This is a genomic window from Collinsella aerofaciens (assembly GCF_015554145.1).
Lineage (GTDB): Bacteria > Actinomycetota > Coriobacteriia > Coriobacteriales > Coriobacteriaceae > Collinsella > Collinsella aerofaciens_AA.
Window position 1 is genome coordinate 20,425 of the sequence record NZ_JADNHZ010000024.1, and the last position, 17,215, is coordinate 37,639.

19 protein-coding genes are annotated in these 17,215 nt (G+C 58.3%); 8 read left to right on the forward strand and 11 right to left on the reverse strand.

The window, feature by feature from the left end; translation table 11 throughout:
* Positions 1-18: 18 nt before the first annotated feature.
* From I2E13_RS09240 to I2E13_RS09260, 5 genes are all read right to left on the reverse strand, one after another.
* Entirely contained in the window at positions 19-1,395 is a 1,377-nt protein-coding gene (locus I2E13_RS09240; protein WP_229057916.1) for a helix-turn-helix domain-containing protein, read from the reverse strand.
* On the reverse strand, positions 1,373-1,831 hold the full coding sequence (locus tag I2E13_RS09245; RefSeq protein ID WP_195404908.1) for a hypothetical protein: 459 nt from the start codon (positions 1,829-1,831) through the stop codon (positions 1,373-1,375). Before I2E13_RS09245 ends, I2E13_RS09240 begins: the two co-directional genes overlap by 23 nt.
* Before the next feature lie 10 nt (positions 1,832-1,841).
* Complete coding sequence (locus tag I2E13_RS09250; RefSeq protein ID WP_117758869.1) at positions 1,842-2,174, reverse strand: MarR family winged helix-turn-helix transcriptional regulator; 333 nt, start codon at positions 2,172-2,174, stop codon at positions 1,842-1,844.
* 208 nt (positions 2,175-2,382) lie between these two features.
* Positions 2,383-2,859 (reverse strand): MerR family transcriptional regulator, encoded by a 477-nt coding sequence (locus tag I2E13_RS09255; protein WP_195404909.1) that lies wholly within the window; start codon positions 2,857-2,859, stop codon positions 2,383-2,385.
* Position 2,860: 1 nt separating this feature from the next.
* A complete protein-coding gene (locus I2E13_RS09260) occupies positions 2,861-3,148 on the reverse strand; it encodes a hypothetical protein (RefSeq protein ID WP_117758871.1) in 288 nt (95 codons plus the stop codon).
* Positions 3,149-3,391: 243 nt separating this feature from the next.
* Between I2E13_RS09260 and I2E13_RS09265 the strand changes: the two genes are divergently transcribed.
* Positions 3,392-3,817 (forward strand): helix-turn-helix domain-containing protein, encoded by a 426-nt coding sequence (locus I2E13_RS09265; RefSeq protein WP_117758872.1) that lies wholly within the window; start codon positions 3,392-3,394, stop codon positions 3,815-3,817.
* A gap of 123 nt (positions 3,818-3,940) precedes the next feature.
* Complete coding sequence (locus I2E13_RS09270; protein ID WP_117758873.1) at positions 3,941-4,360, forward strand: helix-turn-helix domain-containing protein; 420 nt, start codon at positions 3,941-3,943, stop codon at positions 4,358-4,360.
* Between the two features lie 85 nt (positions 4,361-4,445).
* On the opposite strand, the gene I2E13_RS09275 is transcribed toward I2E13_RS09270, so the two are convergent.
* Complete coding sequence (locus tag I2E13_RS09275; RefSeq protein WP_117843365.1) at positions 4,446-4,700, reverse strand: hypothetical protein; 255 nt, start codon at positions 4,698-4,700, stop codon at positions 4,446-4,448.
* A 401-nt stretch (positions 4,701-5,101) separates the two neighbouring features.
* Between I2E13_RS09275 and I2E13_RS09280 the strand changes: the two genes are divergently transcribed.
* Positions 5,102-7,663, forward strand: a complete 2,562-nt coding sequence (locus I2E13_RS09280; protein WP_195404910.1) for a coiled-coil domain-containing protein — start codon at positions 5,102-5,104, stop codon at positions 7,661-7,663.
* A 431-nt stretch (positions 7,664-8,094) separates the two neighbouring features.
* Here I2E13_RS09280 and I2E13_RS09285 read toward each other — a convergent pair whose 3' ends face one another.
* Positions 8,095-9,648, reverse strand: a complete 1,554-nt coding sequence (locus I2E13_RS09285) for a DNA (cytosine-5-)-methyltransferase (RefSeq protein WP_195404911.1) — start codon at positions 9,646-9,648, stop codon at positions 8,095-8,097.
* 277 nt (positions 9,649-9,925) lie between these two features.
* Here I2E13_RS09285 and I2E13_RS09290 point away from each other — a divergent pair, with 277 nt between their 5' ends.
* Entirely contained in the window at positions 9,926-10,231 is a 306-nt protein-coding gene (locus I2E13_RS09290; protein WP_195404912.1) for a BrnT family toxin, read from the forward strand.
* A complete protein-coding gene (locus I2E13_RS09295) occupies positions 10,224-10,454 on the forward strand; it encodes a BrnA antitoxin family protein (protein ID WP_229057917.1) in 231 nt (76 codons plus the stop codon). Before I2E13_RS09290 ends, I2E13_RS09295 begins: the two co-directional genes overlap by 8 nt.
* A gap of 253 nt (positions 10,455-10,707) precedes the next feature.
* Here the strand turns inward: I2E13_RS09295 and I2E13_RS09300 are convergent, their stop codons facing one another.
* From I2E13_RS09300 to I2E13_RS09305, 3 genes are all read right to left on the reverse strand, one after another.
* Entirely contained in the window at positions 10,708-11,481 is a 774-nt protein-coding gene (locus I2E13_RS09300) for a hypothetical protein (RefSeq protein WP_195404913.1), read from the reverse strand.
* Positions 11,482-11,631: 150 nt separating this feature from the next.
* Positions 11,632-11,790, reverse strand: a complete 159-nt coding sequence (locus tag I2E13_RS11000; RefSeq protein WP_229057918.1) for a hypothetical protein — start codon at positions 11,788-11,790, stop codon at positions 11,632-11,634.
* Positions 11,791-11,810: 20 nt separating this feature from the next.
* On the reverse strand, positions 11,811-12,461 hold the full coding sequence (locus I2E13_RS09305; RefSeq protein ID WP_195404914.1) for a PBECR4 domain-containing protein: 651 nt from the start codon (positions 12,459-12,461) through the stop codon (positions 11,811-11,813).
* Between the two features lie 748 nt (positions 12,462-13,209).
* Between I2E13_RS09305 and I2E13_RS09310 the strand changes: the two genes are divergently transcribed.
* On the forward strand, positions 13,210-13,512 hold the full coding sequence (locus I2E13_RS09310) for a hypothetical protein (protein WP_118345257.1): 303 nt from the start codon (positions 13,210-13,212) through the stop codon (positions 13,510-13,512).
* 312 nt (positions 13,513-13,824) lie between these two features.
* Positions 13,825-15,285, forward strand: a complete 1,461-nt coding sequence (locus I2E13_RS09315) for a MutH/Sau3AI family endonuclease (RefSeq protein WP_195404915.1) — start codon at positions 13,825-13,827, stop codon at positions 15,283-15,285.
* A 6-nt stretch (positions 15,286-15,291) separates the two neighbouring features.
* Here the strand turns inward: I2E13_RS09315 and I2E13_RS09320 are convergent, their stop codons facing one another.
* Entirely contained in the window at positions 15,292-15,783 is a 492-nt protein-coding gene (locus tag I2E13_RS09320) for a DUF5067 domain-containing protein (protein ID WP_195404916.1), read from the reverse strand.
* A 162-nt stretch (positions 15,784-15,945) separates the two neighbouring features.
* Between I2E13_RS09320 and dcm the strand changes: the two genes are divergently transcribed.
* Complete coding sequence (gene dcm / locus I2E13_RS09325) at positions 15,946-17,208, forward strand: DNA (cytosine-5-)-methyltransferase (protein ID WP_195404917.1); 1,263 nt, start codon at positions 15,946-15,948, stop codon at positions 17,206-17,208.
* Positions 17,209-17,215: the final 7 nt, after the last annotated feature.

Here is a 17,215-nt window from a genome sequence, read left to right on the forward strand (position 1 = left end):
TGCTTCTCCAATCGGATCTTAGTTTTCCGTCAACTCGTCGATATCCTTCGGCACCTCGATGCCCTTGACCGAGCACATGTAGCGAAGGGCCTCGCGTCGGTTCTTCGCGCGGGGGGCGATCATCGCCGAGTGGTAATCGCCCATGAACGTCCAGATGATGCCCGAGGTCGTCTTGTTGGCGGTGAGGCAGTACTTCCTCGCAAGCGCCTCGGCTTCATTCGCGCATTCCGAATCGTTTTCGGGCGCATCCTCGTGGCTGGTTCCCGCAGATTTTCCGCTGGCCGCTCGGACCTTCTTCAGATAGAACCTAAACCCGTCCGCGCGGCGAAGCCAGTTGAGCGGGAACATCGCGTAGCGCTTGAAGGCGGCCGAGCCGCCTTCGGAATTCTGCGTCATGAGCTCATCGAGATAGAGGTCCCACGCGTCGCATATCTCATCGGCATCGGCACCCGCGTTCATGGCATCGCGGATCGCGTCCATGGTCCTCTCGAGGAAGATGCCGTCGCAATGCTTGGGAGACGAGTCGGCGATGAAGCGGGCCGCATAGCGGACCTCGGCGCTCCAGCCGCCTTCACCGCCCGGCTCGCCGTTTCCACTCCCTTCGCAATGTCTATCTCCCTCGTTGGGATTATCAGAAGAATAAGAAAAATAATTATCATTATTATTCTTATTATTATTTATATATACGTCGCGTTCAGAAGAAGACAGGTCGCTATCCTGCGGTTTTGCTGCATCTCCGCAGCTAGATGACGCTGCGGTATCTTCATCAGATTCGACGTTTGCGCAGGTCGCGCCGATACGATAACTTGGCGCATCGTTGTGACAAAATGACGCATCGTTGCGCCAAGTTGACGCATCGATGTGACAACTTGGCGCATCGTTGTGACAAAATGGCGCATCAGCCTGACCTGCGGATTGTTGAAAGCTCGAGTTTTCAACAGCCGAGATGTGACAAGTTGGCGCATCAGCCTGACCTGTGCTTTGTTGAAAGTCGAAATCGAGGATTTGCCCGCACCGCGAGGCGGAAACGGGTATCGTCGCCTCAATCGCGGCATTGATTTTCTCCTGGACGGCGAAGTAGGAGCGCGGCGATTTCATGCCGTTCGCCTCCCTGCCGGTACGGTACAGCTCGGTGTAGCCGATGAGGCCCGCCTTGCAGAGGCTGTCGAGCGCACGCTGGACGGAGCGGCGCGAGATATACAGATCGAGGGCGAGCTGGTTCTGCGTGACGTAGTAGCCGTATGCCGAATGATGGCTCATCGAGTAGATCTTGGCGTAGACCGACAGCTCGGCGCTGGATGCCTTGAGACCCAGCCCGGCCGGGTCCACCATCCAGTCGAATACGGTATAGAAGTTGCGGTCGAGCGCGTTATCAGGACATCTTGTCGTAGGCACCGTCGTCGACCTCGCTTTCGCTTGACCCGTCAGCCAGCTTTGCATCCTCGGTGCCGCTGTCGGCATCGGCGAGAACCGATTCCACGGCATCGTAATCGCACTTGAAGCTCATCGACAGGCCGTCCTCGTCCAAGACGGCGCAGACGAGTCCCTTGGCAGCAAGCTCGTTGAGCGTCTTGAAGACTCGCGCGATGCCGTGCTCGGCCGCCCTGCGACCGCGGGCTGGGGCAGGGCAACCCTCATCGAGGGCCTGCGCGATATATTTCGAGGTGATGCGCTCACGGGCGGGGTCGTCGGTGCAGTCGCGCTCGAAGATGAGCGCGAAGACGATTGCCTTGGCGTTGTTGAGGCCGAGACGGCTCATCCAGCCGTACTGCTTCCAGTAGGTCTCTTGCTCCAGACGGTTGTTGCTACGATTGTTGTACGCGAAATCCATGATAGTTCTCCTATTTTGCTATCGACATGACTCTGCTCCGGCTGTTTCGGCCGGAAGGCGTTTCGATAGGAGAGGGAGAGCTGGGTGACTGCTCGCCGACACATGCGACCCAAGTGCTCGGCTCGTTCTCGCCGACATGGGTGCGCTCGATGTAGCCGCGTTCGGACAGATCGCTCAGAACACGCCTGACGGTCGTGACCGATGTGTTGCTGAGGAACGCGAGCTTAGGTTTTGAGACGCTGAGGCCCTTTTCGCCCGCTTCGCAGACCAGGGCGAAGATGATGAGCTCGTTTCCCGATAAATCGAGATCGCGCATCATCCACGGGTCGATGGTGAAACTCATTTGAGATCACCTGCCAAAGTGCACGTGCATGGCGAAAAGACCCCGAAGGGCTTGATACCCTCGGGGTCGATAGCTAACAGATTGCACAGATAGGCGGCAGCGTTCACAGCTGCACGCCCAGCAGGGCGGGTCATGCAGTTCATCTCCTATCGTCCGGCTTGGGGAACCGGTATGCTTTGATTTTGTGGCGCTATGCCGAGCTTGTCAACTAGGCATTTTTGAGAAGGGTCTTGAGTAGCAGCTTGCCGAGCTGGGCTTCTCCGGTCTGGTCGATCAGTGCTTCGTCCACCTCAACTTCGTCGTTTTTCATAAGAGCCGCACTATCGGGCGCACCTGCGCCCAGAAGGGTCTCGCCTCCGAAGATATCCACGCCGTATTTTTTGAAGAGCGGGGCGTACTGCTCTTTGATTTTCTCCCTCGCAAGGCAGCGCTCGCTCACGCTCTTGTAGAGAGCCTCGTAGCTGATCCCCGCGAGCTTGAAGATATAATCGCGGTTGAAGGTGAAGCGGTTTTGGAGGCGTTGGTACTCGACGGTATCGGCGCGACACATTGATTGGAGCTTCGAGCGGCTGCAACCGAGGACTTTGGCGGCCTGGTCGGAGTTGAGAACGAGCGGGAGCTGCAAGAGCTCCTCATCGCTGAAGGATGCGGACTTGGCGCTCTTTTTGACTGCGGTATTCATCACGCTACATCTCCTCCGCGACAGACGCGAAGGATGGATTTGCCATGCGCTGCATCTGCTCCTCGACGGCAGAGTCGAACGCGTCCAAAAGACGGGCGGCGCCTTCCGCGGGCAGCATCGCCCTCACAAACACGAATTCACTAGCGGTCGGCTCGCGAAGGAAGTTGCACTGACAGTCGAGAAGCTCGGCCCCGCCGACCGATTCATTGATAGCCGTGGCGAACAATTTCGTGTCCTCGACGTAATCCAAGAGGATTTTGGATGCGGACTCCAGTACAGGGTTTGCGGTCATCATGTCTCCGTAACTAACGAACTACTTGGGGCATAGTTGATGAATGTGGAATGGTGTTCCTCATTCGTAGCTACGAGCGAGATATTAACCCTTTTTCCTATTCTGGGCAATATAATTTGGAATCGTAATTTACATACGTGGAAATTACCTATTTGCGCGATTTATATCTACATACGCGAAAATGACTTCCAAATCATGTATTCTGTAGCCGGGTAGTAACCTGATCTACAGATAGGGGAGACCATGACCTTCAAGGAGATTCTTGAGAAGTACGGTATCACGGCATCGGAACTCAGCCGCAGGTGCGGGGTTTCGACTTCAACCTTGAGCACCTTCGTGAACGGCAGGTCGAAATGCCAGAACATGCAGATCTCCACGTTTCTGAGGATATGCAAGGGCTTGGACATTCCGTTTGAGACATTTGTGGAAGACCTGTTCGATGGTGAGGAGGAGAACCCAGGAAAGAAGGCGCTTCTCTCGGGCGACGAGGAATCCCTCGTGAGCGATTTCAGGGGCTTCAACGCGCAGGCGAAATCCTGCCTCATGCGCGTATCGAGCGCCATGAAATTGGATCCCACCAACATGCAGAGAAATCACGAGGTGCAGGTCGAGAAGATAGAGCCTGATGACGTGGAAACAAATCCGGATGGCGCAGGGGAAGCCGATTAGCTCGCCAGGCGGCACCGGCGCTTTTCAAGCTACAGCTACCGAGCTACATATGTAGCCATGTAGCTGCATAGCCGCCTACATGACGCTATACAGACATATCGAGAAAGATAGGAGTTCGATACCATGGCTGGGAAAAAGCCCACCGCGGCTCCGAAAAAGCAGGTAGCGGGCAAGGACCGCCCCTACTCTAAACTGGAGTCGCTCATCAAGGGATCCGGATACTCAAACAGCCAGGCGGCAAACCTTGCCGGCATTCCGGTGAGCACGTTGACGACGATTATCCGCCCTGAAACCGACTTGGGAACGGTCCGCGTCTCTAACTTGCTCGCCCTTTGCCGGGTCTTGAACATAACCATAGAGCAGCTCTTCGACACCGAGATGCCGGTAGCCGACGACACCGATGCCCCTGTCGGGCAGAGGCTTGAGTTGGTCACGCTGTTCAATCGCCTCAATACCGAGACCCGCGGCGAGCTGATTGGCATAATGAGGAGCCTTGCGAAAGACCCGAACCGCCTGATGGTCTGGCCGAGCGAACGCGACTGACCGATTTTACAGGTAGCCGTGTAGCTCGATACTCAACTACACGGCTACAGAGCTACACGCCTACCTAGCTGCCTGAATACCCGTGCTACTTCAGGCAGACGACATACCACTTGCCGCCGTCGGCGATAATCGACCTGCGGTGCGTCCTGTTCCCGCGACCGATGACATAGACATCGCGGACATACGCGAACCTGCCCGCGGTACGGGACGGGCACATGAGCGGCGCACCGCTACTCGAGATGGCAAACCTTCGCCCATCGGGCCAGATGATGCATGTCGGGTTGCCGCCCGCATCCTTCTCAACCGACACCTCCACGAGATTCAACTGATCTCCAACCATTCGCCCTCCACAAGACAGACATCGCCATACGCCCGCGAAGCCGCGGGCTTTATTGATTAAGCGTCCCACGCGGCTACCGTCCACATGGGGCGCTTGCCGCAGCGGCATGCTCCATGCTCATGTCAAGCCACGGCGATGGCGCTCGCTCGGCCTTTTCCTTCCATCGCTATGCATCAAAGCCGGCTACACAGCTACACGGCTACCGTGCATGTCACGTAGCCGACTACCGAGCTACACGGCTACAGCCAAGCCGATTCCGCTGCTAGACGGCGCTTTACGAGGCAATCCCACGCAACCTTGACCGCCACCTGCTGCCGCTGCGGCAACAGGTGAATGGCAATGCATGGATTGGCGTATTTTCACGGGGCTAGCAAAACCTCCGAATGGAAGGAGACCTCGATATGCGCAAACGCGAGGCAAAGAACAAGAAGACGATTTTGAAGCCGGCGGTGACCATGGCCGTGACTGCAGGCCTCATGCTGTCCCCGGTCATGCAGCCCATGGCATTTGCCCAGACGGCATCCGCAGACGGCGATCAGCTAACCACCCAGACCGACATCCAGAAGGTCACCGAGCAAGCCGTAAAGGATGCCAAGGCGACCATGGATCTCGCCAAGGGCAAGCTGGACGAGGCAAACGAGCAGCTCGATACCGCGAAGGCCGCCATGAATGCCGCACAGTCGGCACAAGCCGACGCCCAGACCGCATACGATCAGGCAACCGCCGACGCTGAGGCAGGTGAGGCCGATGTACAGGCCGCGTCCGATGCCAAGGCTGCAGCCGACCAGAAGCTGACCGAGGCCAAGGCCGCATATGATGTCGCCGCCGCAAAGCGAGCCGACGCTGCAAAGGCTGCCGAGCAGGCTGCTGCAGCCTACGAGGCCGCAAAGGCGGGACGCGCAGGCGCGTTCGAGAAGATCGAGACCACCAAGCAGGTATGGACCGACGCCAAGGCAGCGGTCCATACCGCGAAGAAGGCCGTCGAGAAGGCCCAGCAGGGCGTCGACGAGGCCGAGGCTAAGGTTGCCGACCTCGAGCAGCAGGTATCCGATGCCCAGGCGGCCGAGGATGCCGCCCGCAGTCAGCTCGATGCCCTCCAGTCCGAACTCGACCAGGCAAACGCCGAGCTTGCAGACGCCCAGAAGACGCTCGATGAGAAGCAGGCCGAGTTGGATGCGGCGCAGGCCGACATGGAGGCCAAGAAGGCCGATTGGTACGGCAAGGTCCACGCCTATCTCGATGCCTTCGGCAAGTGGGGCGATGCCGCTATCCAGAAGCTGACCCAGGCTAAGGATACCGCCCAGTCCAAGGCGGCAGATGCCCAAACCGCCCTCGACCAAGCGAACGTCAAGCTCGAGGCGGCCAAGCAGGCCGTCGCCAACGAGCAGACCCGTCTCGATGCCGCAAATGCCACCGTTCCCCAGGCAGAGCAGAACATCCAAGACGCGAAGGCCGCTCTCGCTGCAGCCCAGGACGAGTACGACCTCATCAAGTCCATCGCGGACTCCCTGCCCCAGTATCGCCTGAACCTCGATAATGCTCAGCAGAAGCTCGAGCAGGAGCAGACCGCCTATACCGCAGCCGCAAATGCCTACTACCAGGCTCAGGTCGCAGGCACCGCGACCGAGGAAGAGCTGACCTCCCTCATGGATGCGGTCAACGCCGCCCGTGACACCTTCCAGCAGGCACAGGACATCTACAACGACATCAAGGTCGCTGTTGACGAGCGTGAGGCCCAAGCCGCCACGCTCGGTGATAAGCAGGCCGCGGTCGATGTTGCCCAAAAGGCAGTCGATGCCGCGCAGGCCTCCTACGATGACATCGTGAACAACTACATCCCGACCTGCGAGGCACAGCTCAAGACCGCCAAGGATGATCAGGCGGCCGCACAGCAGGCCGTCGCGGCCGCGACCGACGCCAAGGCCGCAGCCGACAAGGCCGCCAAGGATGCGTCCGATGCGCTGGATGATGCCCTGAACCATGCCGGCGATCTCGAGCAGCTGAATCAGGCTCAGCTCGAGGCGAACAAGGTCTTTGCCGATGCTTCCTCCAAGTATCAGGGCTTGAAGCCTGGCGTTGAGGATGCCGCCGGCGTCCGCGACCAGGCGAAGGCTACCGCAGACGAGAAGCAGGCCGCCTACGACCAGGGCGCGGATGAATTCGATGCCGCGCATGACAAGACCGCTCAGCTCCAAGGCCAGCTTTCCGATGCCCAGACCGCCTTGGTCGAGGCTCAGAAGTCCCTCGAGGATGCCGTAGCCGTGATTGACGTGAAGAAGGGCGAGCGTGCCGCCGCGAAGGCCGCCTACGAAAAGGCCTTGGGTGACTACGAGGATGCGGTCACCGCCGAGCAGAAGGCGCTGGATGCCAAGGAGGCCGCCGATGCCGACCTGGCTGCGGCCCAGCTCGCATATGACGAGGCTGAGACTGCCTACCAGAAGGCCGCCGTGGCTGCCGCTACCGCTGCCGCAGGCAAGGACGAGGCGGAGCAGAAGCTCGCCGAGCTCAAGGCCGCTGCCGACAAGGCCAATGGCACGTTGATCGAGGCAACCGCCGCCGTCAAGCTCGCTCAGGGCGATGTCGACACCGCTTCCGCCGCCGTGGATGAGGCTCAGGCCTACTACACCGCAGCCGCCCAGGACTACAAGAACCTCTCTGATGCCTACGAGGCTTCCAAGACCGAGAATGGCAACGGCACCATCGCCGGCGGTAACACCGAGACCGGCACCGAGGACGGTAACGCCAACGGTGCCGGTGGAGCCGGAACCGACCAGGCTGCGGGTGCGAACGGCAAACAGGCCCAGGGTGAGCAGGCTCAGGCCGCTGCCGCTTCCGACCAGAAGGCCCTGCCCCAGACGGGCGACTCCACCGCGCTCGAGGTGAGCGTCATCTCCGGCATGGGCGCAGCCGCGATTGCCGCAGCGGGCATCGCACGCCGCCGTGGTCTCCATGCTGCACACTAGATCCTAGCGGTCTAGACCCCAAGCCCTTTCCCCTCGAGAGGAGGAGCCGCCGAAATGGTGGCTCCTCTTTTTTGCTTCACTGCGTAGCTGCACGTCTACCGAGCTATCTTGTTACACGACTACGGAACTACAGAACTATTCGGCTACACCGCTGCCAAATGATCACATTCGAAGAGACTCCCTCATATCAGATGATTACTTTTCTTATTCTTCTTATTCTTTTCCTCATTCATCTGGACAATCGTTTGGCAAGCTCGTCTATGCGTCTATGCGTCTATGCGTCTATGCGTCTATGCGTCTATGCGTCTACAGAGCTACCGAGCTACATAACTACACGCCTACTGAACTGCGTGTTCACACGCAGACTGTTGGCAAGAAAAGAGCGCCCCGGAAGGCGCTCTTTGAATTCAGCTTGAGTTCCGTTGAGATGCCTAATGCTCATCGACCGCCGCGATACGCCTGCCAATCCATCTCATGACGGGAACCGCCATGGAATTGCCGATGGCCTTGTAGCGCGGCCCATCGGGACATTCCTCGGCGGGCTTGCCCTTCCAAGCGATCAGCGTATGCCCATCGGGGAAACCCTGCAGGCGTTCGCACTCGAGCGGGGTGAGCCTGCGGACGAGCATAGGGTTAACCTCCGCGGGCTTGTCCGCGATTTCAGAGGCAACCATATGCGGGTGGTTCGCGAGCAGCGTGAAGGCCGGGTCGCCGTCCGCACCGACCCCAAGGCCCGTCCCGCGACCCAGCTTCTTGTCACGGGTTGCGATTTGCTCATTGATGGGATAGGTGCCGCCCGTGCATGCGAAAGTGGCCTGCTTCATGCCGGGTCTGGCGGCAAGCGCCCCGCTGAGGGTCCCATCGCCGACGATGCGCACCTCGTTGTGCACGTTCTGCGCGAATCCGAAGGGCGGCAGGATGCCATTCTCGCGAGCCCAGACGGCGGGACCGGATGAGGTATCGAGGGTCGGGAAGACATCGGACTCGCCGACCCCCAAGCCGTTGCTGCTCGAGTGGGCGAGCTCGCAGACATATGTCTGAATATTCGTGCCGTCCACCACAACGGGGGCGTCGTCCTTGCCCATATGTGCGGTAAGGCATCCCGCGATTTCATCGCTGATATGGCAGTGCGCCTGCGTGCCCGTCATGCAGACGATGTTTTGGCCCCTATCCGCGCACGGGGACGAATCTCCTCGGGCCGTGAGGCACCCCGCGATCTCCGTACCGTACTGGGACATCGCCATGACCTGTTGGTCGGTGCCACTCAGAGGCAAGACTGCCGGAGCGTGCCAGTCAGCCGTGAGCGTGTTCGCCTGTTCCTCCGCATAGCCTATCGTGTTTGCTCGGGGCGCAGCGGAGTACTTGAAGCCTGCGCACGCAGCGCTGCGTCCAGCTCGGCGGGCAAGCTCCTTCCTCTTTTCACGGCTCGATTGAGGATACCCTGACAGGCAGTCGGGCTCAAAGAGAACCTCTGCGGGGGATTCGGCTCCAAGATGTCCGACAAGAAACAGACGGCGGCGTCGCTGGGCCACTCCGAAGAATTGCGCGTCCAGAACTCGCCATGCGAGACTATACCCGAGTTCATCCATTTCCCTGAGCAGCTGTCCGAAAGCCCCCCCATCTTCGCTCGTGAGCGCTCCTGGGACGTTTTCCCATAGAAACCAGCGAGGACGAAGTTCCTGTACGCATCGAATGTACTCGAACATAAGGCCGGATGCGCCTTTGAGGCCTTCGCGCTTACCCGCCACCGAGAACGATTGACACGGGGATCCGCCAACAACAAGGTCGATAGCTCCATCGATTTCTTCCTTCCAGTCGATTTTGGTGATGTCTCCAAGGTTGGGGACGTCTGGCCATCTCTCGGCCAGCACGGCGCACGGGAACGGTTCGATTTCCGAGAATGCCACCGGCTCCCAGCCGAGCGGCTCCCAGGCGAGCGTCGCCGCCTCGACGCCGGAAAAGATGCTTACATAGCGAAAGCCCAAGGGGTCCTCCTGACCGCAAACCTACAACGGTTCCCAGTCTCCGGCACCCCGAAAAACCCGACGGAGTCTTGCCGCTGCGGCAATTCCCCAGCTAAATCGCTGTCTACCGACCTATATCAAAGTGAGGTTTTCGCCCTATGCGGCTACGTTTCTACCGAGCTACACAACTACATACCTACCGAGCTACACAAATAAATAGAAAGCCCGCAGCTCGATATCTACTTTGTCCGATAAAGTAGATCTTGACTTATATGTACCGAATATGTATCATGTCAGTATGATTAAGAACGATTACATAGAATTCGAATGGGACGAGCGTAAGGCTGCTGTCAACGTAAAGAAGCACGGAGTGAGCTTCGAGTCTGCAGCCGATGCGTTCTCGGATCCATATGCCCGCGTCTTGCCAGATGCCAGGCATTCAGACTACGAAGAGAGATTCTTCCTGATTGGGATGGACTTGGAATCGCGGGTGCTGACGGTCTGCCACTGCGAGAGACATGGCGGCTCGACCATCAGGATAATCTCGGCGAGAAAATCGACGAGGACAGAGGAACGGCAGTATTGGAGGTATCGAAATGAATAGCAAGGACGAGATTATGGAGATGCCCGCCGAGGTCGATTTCTCCGACAGCATTCCAAACCCCTACATCGGGAAGGTGCGCCGTCGCGTTACCATGAACATCGACGGCGAGAACATCGACTACTTCAAGGCGGAAGCCGCCCGTACGGGCGTGCCGTACCAGGTCATTATCAACATGTTTCTCACCGAGTGCCGCGAACAGGGAAAGCATCTTGCATTCTCCTAGCGTACTGGTTGGTGAGTGGCGCGAGGTGAGAAGGCGAGATACGCTAGGATAGCCGCAATAACGTCTTAAGGGCCGGGCTGCAAGCTCGGCCCTTTCTCATGCCATCCCTCGACGCCTATTGCTATTGCAAATCCGCTTAGGCCGCGGTTCTCCCTGAGCCGTACGCCTATCGAATTATGGACTACCTCACTACACGACTACCGAGTTGCCCGCCTACACAGCTACACAGCTACACAGCTACATAGCCACAAGCCTACCGAACTACGCCGCTATCGAGTTGCATGTCAACACAAATGGATGCAGATTCATCGATAGCATCGCTGGCATGCTCGCAAATTTGGTCGAGCGATTCTGAGTGGATGTCGTCCGTCGCGGTTTTCTCATCCCATGCGCTGGTGACGATTTGACAGACAGCTTCGATACCGCAAATTGAACTCTCATAGGTAGATTTGAAGTCTTCGATGATTCGGTCGACCGATGGAGCGTCCGGGCATCCCGCGGCGATAAGCGCCTCCTCGACCGGATCCCAGCTGTAGACGAGTTCGCGGGCTGCAGTCATCCAATCGCTGGTGGAGTCCATATCCTTGCCGCGCAGGTCGATGGTGAGTATGAGATCGTAACCGGTAAGGTCTGTTTCCCGCTCGATTTCCAGATATCCGAGATTGCGTACGTCATCGTCGGAGACGGCCCATCCTTCCGAATCGAGGGCATCGGCAATCGCTTCGGGAAGCGTATCGAATTCCCGTACGACCTCTTTTTGCTTGAAAAACCCATCGCAACTGCGTTCGACCCTGTCCATCCAATTGTCGAACGATTCGTTGCAGACCAGTTCGAACATCTCTGCGATAGCTTCGCGAGCGGACGGGCTTGACTCGTTGTAGAGCTTGAGGACGCTCTCTCCGAAACCGCCGAGGTTATCGAGTAGAACAATGCTGCTGTTTAAGGCTGCATCACGGGCGCTGATTGGTAATGAATCGAGTTTCTCGATAATCTGACTGACGGAACTTTCAGTGGCAGGAAAACCCATATCGACCTCCAATGAATACTGACCTTATTCAAAGGTTAGCAACCGATTTGGCAGAACGAAACAGTAGGACAAAGGTAGCGACATGCAGGCATACACCGTTACGCGGCTACATAGCTACACATCTGCCGAGCTACAAGGCTACACGCATGGCTACTTGATCTTCTCAGCACCCGGGGAGCGCGGCGCAACCTTGAACTGTTCGCGCTGCCGATTGAGCTTATTGAGTTCCTTGGCAATCGCGGTCTTGTCTTCAGCAAGCTTATCGATGCTCATGCTCTCATTCGGACTCGACCCCAAGACCTCGTCCATGATGGACGGGTGTGCCTTCTTCAGTTCGTCCGTATTTCCGAAGCTGCGGATAATGAAGCCGAGGTTCGCCTGACTCTGTTCAAGCAAATCCCTGTCAACATATAGGGTGGTATCGTAGCTTTTAGCTGAGCCTCCTTGCTGAGCATGGCCGTAATCGGCAACCTTTGACCGCATGACTTCTTGTCAACCTCGGCGGGCTTCAGGAGCTGCAAACTGCTCGGCACAAAGCAGGACGAACTGTGGTATTGGGCATCTACCTTCAGACAGCCTATGGCAAACTGCGCCGTATCGCCCGATACCCATATATCCGCATTGACTTTTGTCGATAGGGGATTGACCTCGCTGACGTGGGTGGCCGTGCTGATAAACGCGTTCATCATGCGAGCGGCCGTGATTTTGGACGGAAAGTATTGCGAAAGCGAGCTTCCCAGATCGTGGGGCGTCAACGTACCCGCGAGAGCCTTCTTATAGAGCACCCACGGCTTGACATTACATCGGTTGATATCGATCCCGACGAGGTGGTTAAAGCGCTTCTTGGAAAACGACACCTCGAGCATACGGGCATCGTCTCCCGAGCCGTAGCAGATAAGGAAGTCCCTGCCGCACAGGTTGCGGTCATATCCCCGTGCGAGATTGATAACCCGCCGGACATCCCTCTTGTTCGCTTTCATGGTGGCCTCCTTGTATTTTCGACAAGGATGGCCCGGTGAATTGGAACCCCATCTTTCATGCCGCTGCGGCATCCGTCACCTATGCAGAATCGCCCGTGATCCACATTGGCAATATTCGTGCAGTTTTTTCTGGATTTAGACCGAAACGGCAAAAAAGAAGGAGGGGCGCGAAGCCCCTCCTTCTGGACAGCCTGTATCCCGGTTCCCTGCCTGCCAGTTCACTCTCTCCGAAGATATCGGAGCGCTTGGGGTCGTGCCCCTATTCATGGGAAATTCTATCGCGGCCATGCCCGCTAGATACGTCACGCACACCGTATCGAACGTCAGGTTTACCAGCCGGGGCTGAACCCTCTTACGAGAGCGAGAATATTATAGCATCCACAAATCCGAAATACCTTGACGCATTTGAGAACTACCAAGATATGGGCCTATATCGTCATAAACCCACCGAGCTACATAGTCATCCAACTGCATAGCTACCTACCTACACGGCTACGCGCCTACACGGCTACATAGCTATTTGATTACGTGTGAACTTATGCACCTCACTTTGTTGTCCATGCACTCGGAGTGATAACACCCGGTGCATCTGAATTGAAATAATCGCGTGATGCGCTGGAAGGGATATTTCAATTCGAGCAGTCGAGTGTAAGGGAACCGCAGCGGCAATTCATCTACGGTGGTCCGGTTGCTTTCCCTGCGCTACAATAGAACATGCGTTCGCTAGCCATTTGAAGGGAGTATCATCGTGGGGGAGAGCGAGAAAACCATCCGCTTGGTCACCGCCTTGGTCGAGTGCCGCCCAGACGGCGAATATGCTCCTTGGGGGATTAAATGGTATGACGGCAAGATTTACCCATTTAACCGCATTGAATCCTACAGCTCCCGCTCATGGGCACTCGGTCCGAAACATCAGTCCGAGTCTTGGCGCGTGGTGATGGGGGACGGCACCTGCCGAGACATCTGCCATTACAAAGATAGCTGGTATGTCGTTCACGACCCCGACAACGACACCCCCGCAGCCAGCGCCCCGCAGGGACCGTGCAAGTAGCCCGCTACTGCACTACCCGTTCTCACGGCTACCGAACTACACAGCTACACGTCTACATAGCTACCTAACTACAAACCTACCGATCTTCTAGCCTACACACCCAGCAAAACGGCAGGTGAGCCACGCAAAGGCTCCCTGCCGAGCCAAGCGCCTTGTTATTATTCAAGATTGCTTTTCGGCAGCGGGAAATAGCTTCAGCCATCCCATAATATCGCCCCCGCCCGTACCGCCGAGCGGACCGCGCCCCGCAATACCTCCCATAAACCAGAATGATCGCTATCCTTGGTCGTAGGGGAGACAGAAGGGGAGAGCATGGCCAAGGGAAACCACAGCTTCACTGAACAGGATATCCGTAAGCGCTTCGGCGCCATCGTCGGCCATACCGTGGCCGAGGTCGATGCCGCCGGCGTTCTCACCGCGTCGGCGGCATCCCGCAACAAGGGACGCATCGGTGCAGTCATCGAGCAGTCGGTGCTTGGCTATCCTGCAGACTCCGACCGCCGTCCCGATATCGTCATCGACGGGCAACCCTGGGAGGTCAAGGCCACGGGTCTAAAAGAAAGCGCCCGTGGCGGCTGGCGTGCGAAGGAACCCATGTCCATTACCGCCGTGGCTCCTGAAGGCATCGTAACGGAGAGCTTCTCAACCTCCGCCTTCTGGCACAAGGCCGCCCGGCTGCTCGTCGTCTACTACCTCTATGTCCGTCCCGGCAGGGGAGTGACGGTCGAGTACGCCGGCTTCGAGTTCAAGGGTTACGACCTCCACACGTGGCACGAAGTAGACCGATGCCGCCTAGAGGCGGACTGGACAACCGTGCGCGAGTTCGTCCGCACCGCCCTCGCAGGCGATGTCGATACCGAGATGCCGAACCTATCCACGCTCATCAATCCCCAGCTGCTCTACCTCGACACCTCGCCGAAGTGGCCGAATAGGCCGCGATTCCGCCTGAAGGCATCCCTTGTCACCCAGATGGCACGTGAGCGCCTAGATGACGGCATGCGCATGATTCCCGACCAGGGCGGTCTGTCCTCGATGGGGGCGCTCAAGGCATATCTTCACGGCATCTCAAACACCTATGCGGGCCAGACACTCGAGGACCTAGCCATGCCGTTCGGCCTGCCGCTCAAGGCGAAATCCGGACGTGAGAACAAGTCCCTCGCCGAGCAGGTAGTAGTCAGGCTCTTCACAGGTCACGCCGGCAAAATCTCGCAGGTCCCGCTCTTCGCCAAGGCTGGTATCGTCTTCAAGACGATGACATTGACGCCCGCGGGCGGCAGGACCGAGGATATGAAGCTGAACCCCTCGATCGACTTCGATGAGCTGTGCGACCCCTCGGTGGAGTTCGAGGACTCCGCATTCGCGGCCCCTTTCATCGACTCCACCATGGTCGTCGCCGTGCTCGAGGAGCGATACCGCGACTGCCCGCTGCGCCAGTGCCTCTTCATGGGATTCAAGACCCTTTGGCTCGGGACCTATCTCGATGCCGCTAGGGTGCTCTGGGATGGCATGCGCGGCCTCATATTCAGCGATGGTCTAGCAGATGCGCCCGTCCTGAAAAGGGACGGTACGCCGCGCGTGACGCCTAAGACGGGGATACCCATGACGGCGCCAAACTGGCCGAAGAGCCGTGACGGCGTCCTGTTCGTCCGCGGAACGGGCACCGATGCGAACGACAAGCCTGTGGAAGTCAACGGCGTGAGGATGTACCGTCAGAACGTATGGGTCAAGGGCAAGGAGTTGGTAGAACGACTCAGTGTGGCACGCTTTCTTTAGACCCTATTACTCCAGATTGAAAGTCTGGTCTAGCTTTACGGATTGATCTGTCGGATCGATGTACTTAACCTCAATGGGAGACAGGTCGTTAATGTAATAGACTGACGTCCCGTCATATTCACCGCCGGGGGCGAGTTCCTGAACCTCGTCTGACCGTCCGTCTATATCGGCGGCATATCCAACGCTCATGACTTGTTTGTTTTGATACACCTTGAAGTAATAGCCATCAGCAAAGGTGTCCACGGAGCCGTTGTTCACGGCATGCCATCTAATCGCGACGGTCTTTTCTCCATTGCCATGGGCGGAATCGTGCACTTCAACGCCTGTAACTTCAACATCGGCGAGCGCAAAATTCGTATCGTTCTTGGCTGTTTGGGAGCTGTCAGTTCCAATTGCCAGGTCGTTTCCCAGGCGGATGCATCCTGAAGTGCCGGTTAGGGCAACCGCAAGCAACCCAGTGATTCCGAGCGCCCGAGCGACAGTGCATACCTTTGACATTAGAACATTCCTTTCGGATTTGTTTACCAGCTCATTCAATCTATCGAACGCAGGGCGCACTTGACAGTCTTGCCGCAGCGGCAAAATCCATCCCTTGATGTTGTCCGCAAGATCGGTTATCATCGATCACGCAAGAACGGACACAGCAGCGATTGGAGAAACGTGTCTGAGATCAAGATTGCCGAGCTCTTCGCGGGCGTCGGCGGGTTCCGCTTGGGCCTAGAGGGCTTCGCGGACCCCAAGCATCCCGAGTTCTACATGAAGCCGGCAGGTCCCTTCACCACTGTCTGGGCGAACCAGTGGGAGCCGCCCGGAACCGAGTCCCGCCAGTTCGCCGCCCGATGCTACGCCGAGCGTTTCGGAGCGGGATCCGTGGTGAACGAGGACATCAACATGGTTTTGGAGAAGGCCGAGGCGGGGGAGAACCAGATCCCCGACGTCGACATGGTCGTCGGCGGCTTCCCGTGCCAGGACTACTCCGTCGCGCGCCCCCTCAACCAGGCCCACGGCATCGAGGGCAAGAAGGGCGTCCTGTGGTGGGACATCTACCACTTCCTCGAGATGAAGGAGCCCCGCTTAGGCCTGTTCGAGAACGTTGACCGCCTGCTCAAGTCCCCCGCGTCCCAGCGCGGGCGCGACTTCGCCATCATCCTGAGCTGCCTCGCCGACCTCGGCTACACGGTCGAGTGGCGCGTGGTCAACTCCGCCGAGTACGGCTTCCCGCAGCGCCGCAAGCGCGTCTACATCTTCTGCGAGAAGGATGCCGCTGATACCGACCTGACCGAGCGCATGCGCCATGGCGTCATGGCCAAGGCGTTCCCCGCCATATATCCTGACGAGATGGCCGAGCTCGATGTCCTGCCCGACCCCTACGAGAACTCGACCCGCTTCGGCGGCGGCCAGAAGGTCTCGCAGTTCAAGGCCGCCGGCGTGATGCAGGGTTGCCACGTGCTCACCTGCGACTTCGCCGAGGACTACCGCGGCGAGCGCCGCGTGCTGGGCGACGTGCTGGTCGACGAGTCGGACGTCCCCGAGCAGTTCTACATCGCCGAGGAAAAGCTGCCCGACTGGCGATACCTCAAGGGTGCCAAGCGCGAGGAGCGCACCAACAAGAAGACGGGCTTCACCTACACCTACTCCGAGGGAGCCATGAGCTTCCCCGACTCCATCGAGAAGCCGAGCCGCACGATCCTCACCGGCGAGGGCGGCACCGGCGCGAGCCGCTTCAAGCACGTCATAGAGTGCCCCGACGGCCGCTTCCGACGCCTAGTGCCCGATGAGCTCGACCAGCTACAGGAATTCCCCAAGGGCTGGACCGACACGGGCATGACCGATGGCCACCGTGCTTTCTGCATGGGCAACGCCCTCGTCACGGGCGTCCCGCACCGCATCGGCGAGGCGATGGTCGAGGTCTACGGCCTATAGCCAAAGA

Coding starts and splice junctions, on each gene's coding strand:
- I2E13_RS09250 (WP_117758869.1), bottom strand. CDS start 2,174: ATGAGTTTCACCATCGACCCGTGGATGATGCGCGATCTCGATTTATCG.
- I2E13_RS09260 (WP_117758871.1), bottom strand. CDS start 3,148: ATGACCGCAAACCCTGTACTGGAGTCCGCATCCAAAATCCTCTTGGAT.
- I2E13_RS09315 (WP_195404915.1), top strand. CDS start 13,825: ATGGCCAAGGGAAACCACAGCTTCACTGAACAGGATATCCGTAAGCGC.
- I2E13_RS09320 (WP_195404916.1), bottom strand. CDS start 15,783: ATGTCAAAGGTATGCACTGTCGCTCGGGCGCTCGGAATCACTGGGTTG.
- I2E13_RS09280 (WP_195404910.1), top strand. CDS start 5,102: ATGCGCAAACGCGAGGCAAAGAACAAGAAGACGATTTTGAAGCCGGCG.
- I2E13_RS09305 (WP_195404914.1), bottom strand. CDS start 12,461: ATGAAAGCGAACAAGAGGGATGTCCGGCGGGTTATCAATCTCGCACGG.
- I2E13_RS09275 (WP_117843365.1), bottom strand. CDS start 4,700: ATGGTTGGAGATCAGTTGAATCTCGTGGAGGTGTCGGTTGAGAAGGAT.
- I2E13_RS09265 (WP_117758872.1), top strand. CDS start 3,392: ATGACCTTCAAGGAGATTCTTGAGAAGTACGGTATCACGGCATCGGAA.
- I2E13_RS09300 (WP_195404913.1), bottom strand. CDS start 11,481: ATGGGTTTTCCTGCCACTGAAAGTTCCGTCAGTCAGATTATCGAGAAA.
- I2E13_RS09295 (WP_229057917.1), top strand. CDS start 10,224: ATGAATAGCAAGGACGAGATTATGGAGATGCCCGCCGAGGTCGATTTC.
- I2E13_RS11000 (WP_229057918.1), bottom strand. CDS start 11,790: ATGGACGAGGTCTTGGGGTCGAGTCCGAATGAGAGCATGAGCATCGAT.
- I2E13_RS09245 (WP_195404908.1), bottom strand. CDS start 1,831: ATGGATTTCGCGTACAACAATCGTAGCAACAACCGTCTGGAGCAAGAG.
- I2E13_RS09270 (WP_117758873.1), top strand. CDS start 3,941: ATGGCTGGGAAAAAGCCCACCGCGGCTCCGAAAAAGCAGGTAGCGGGC.
- I2E13_RS09290 (WP_195404912.1), top strand. CDS start 9,926: ATGATTAAGAACGATTACATAGAATTCGAATGGGACGAGCGTAAGGCT.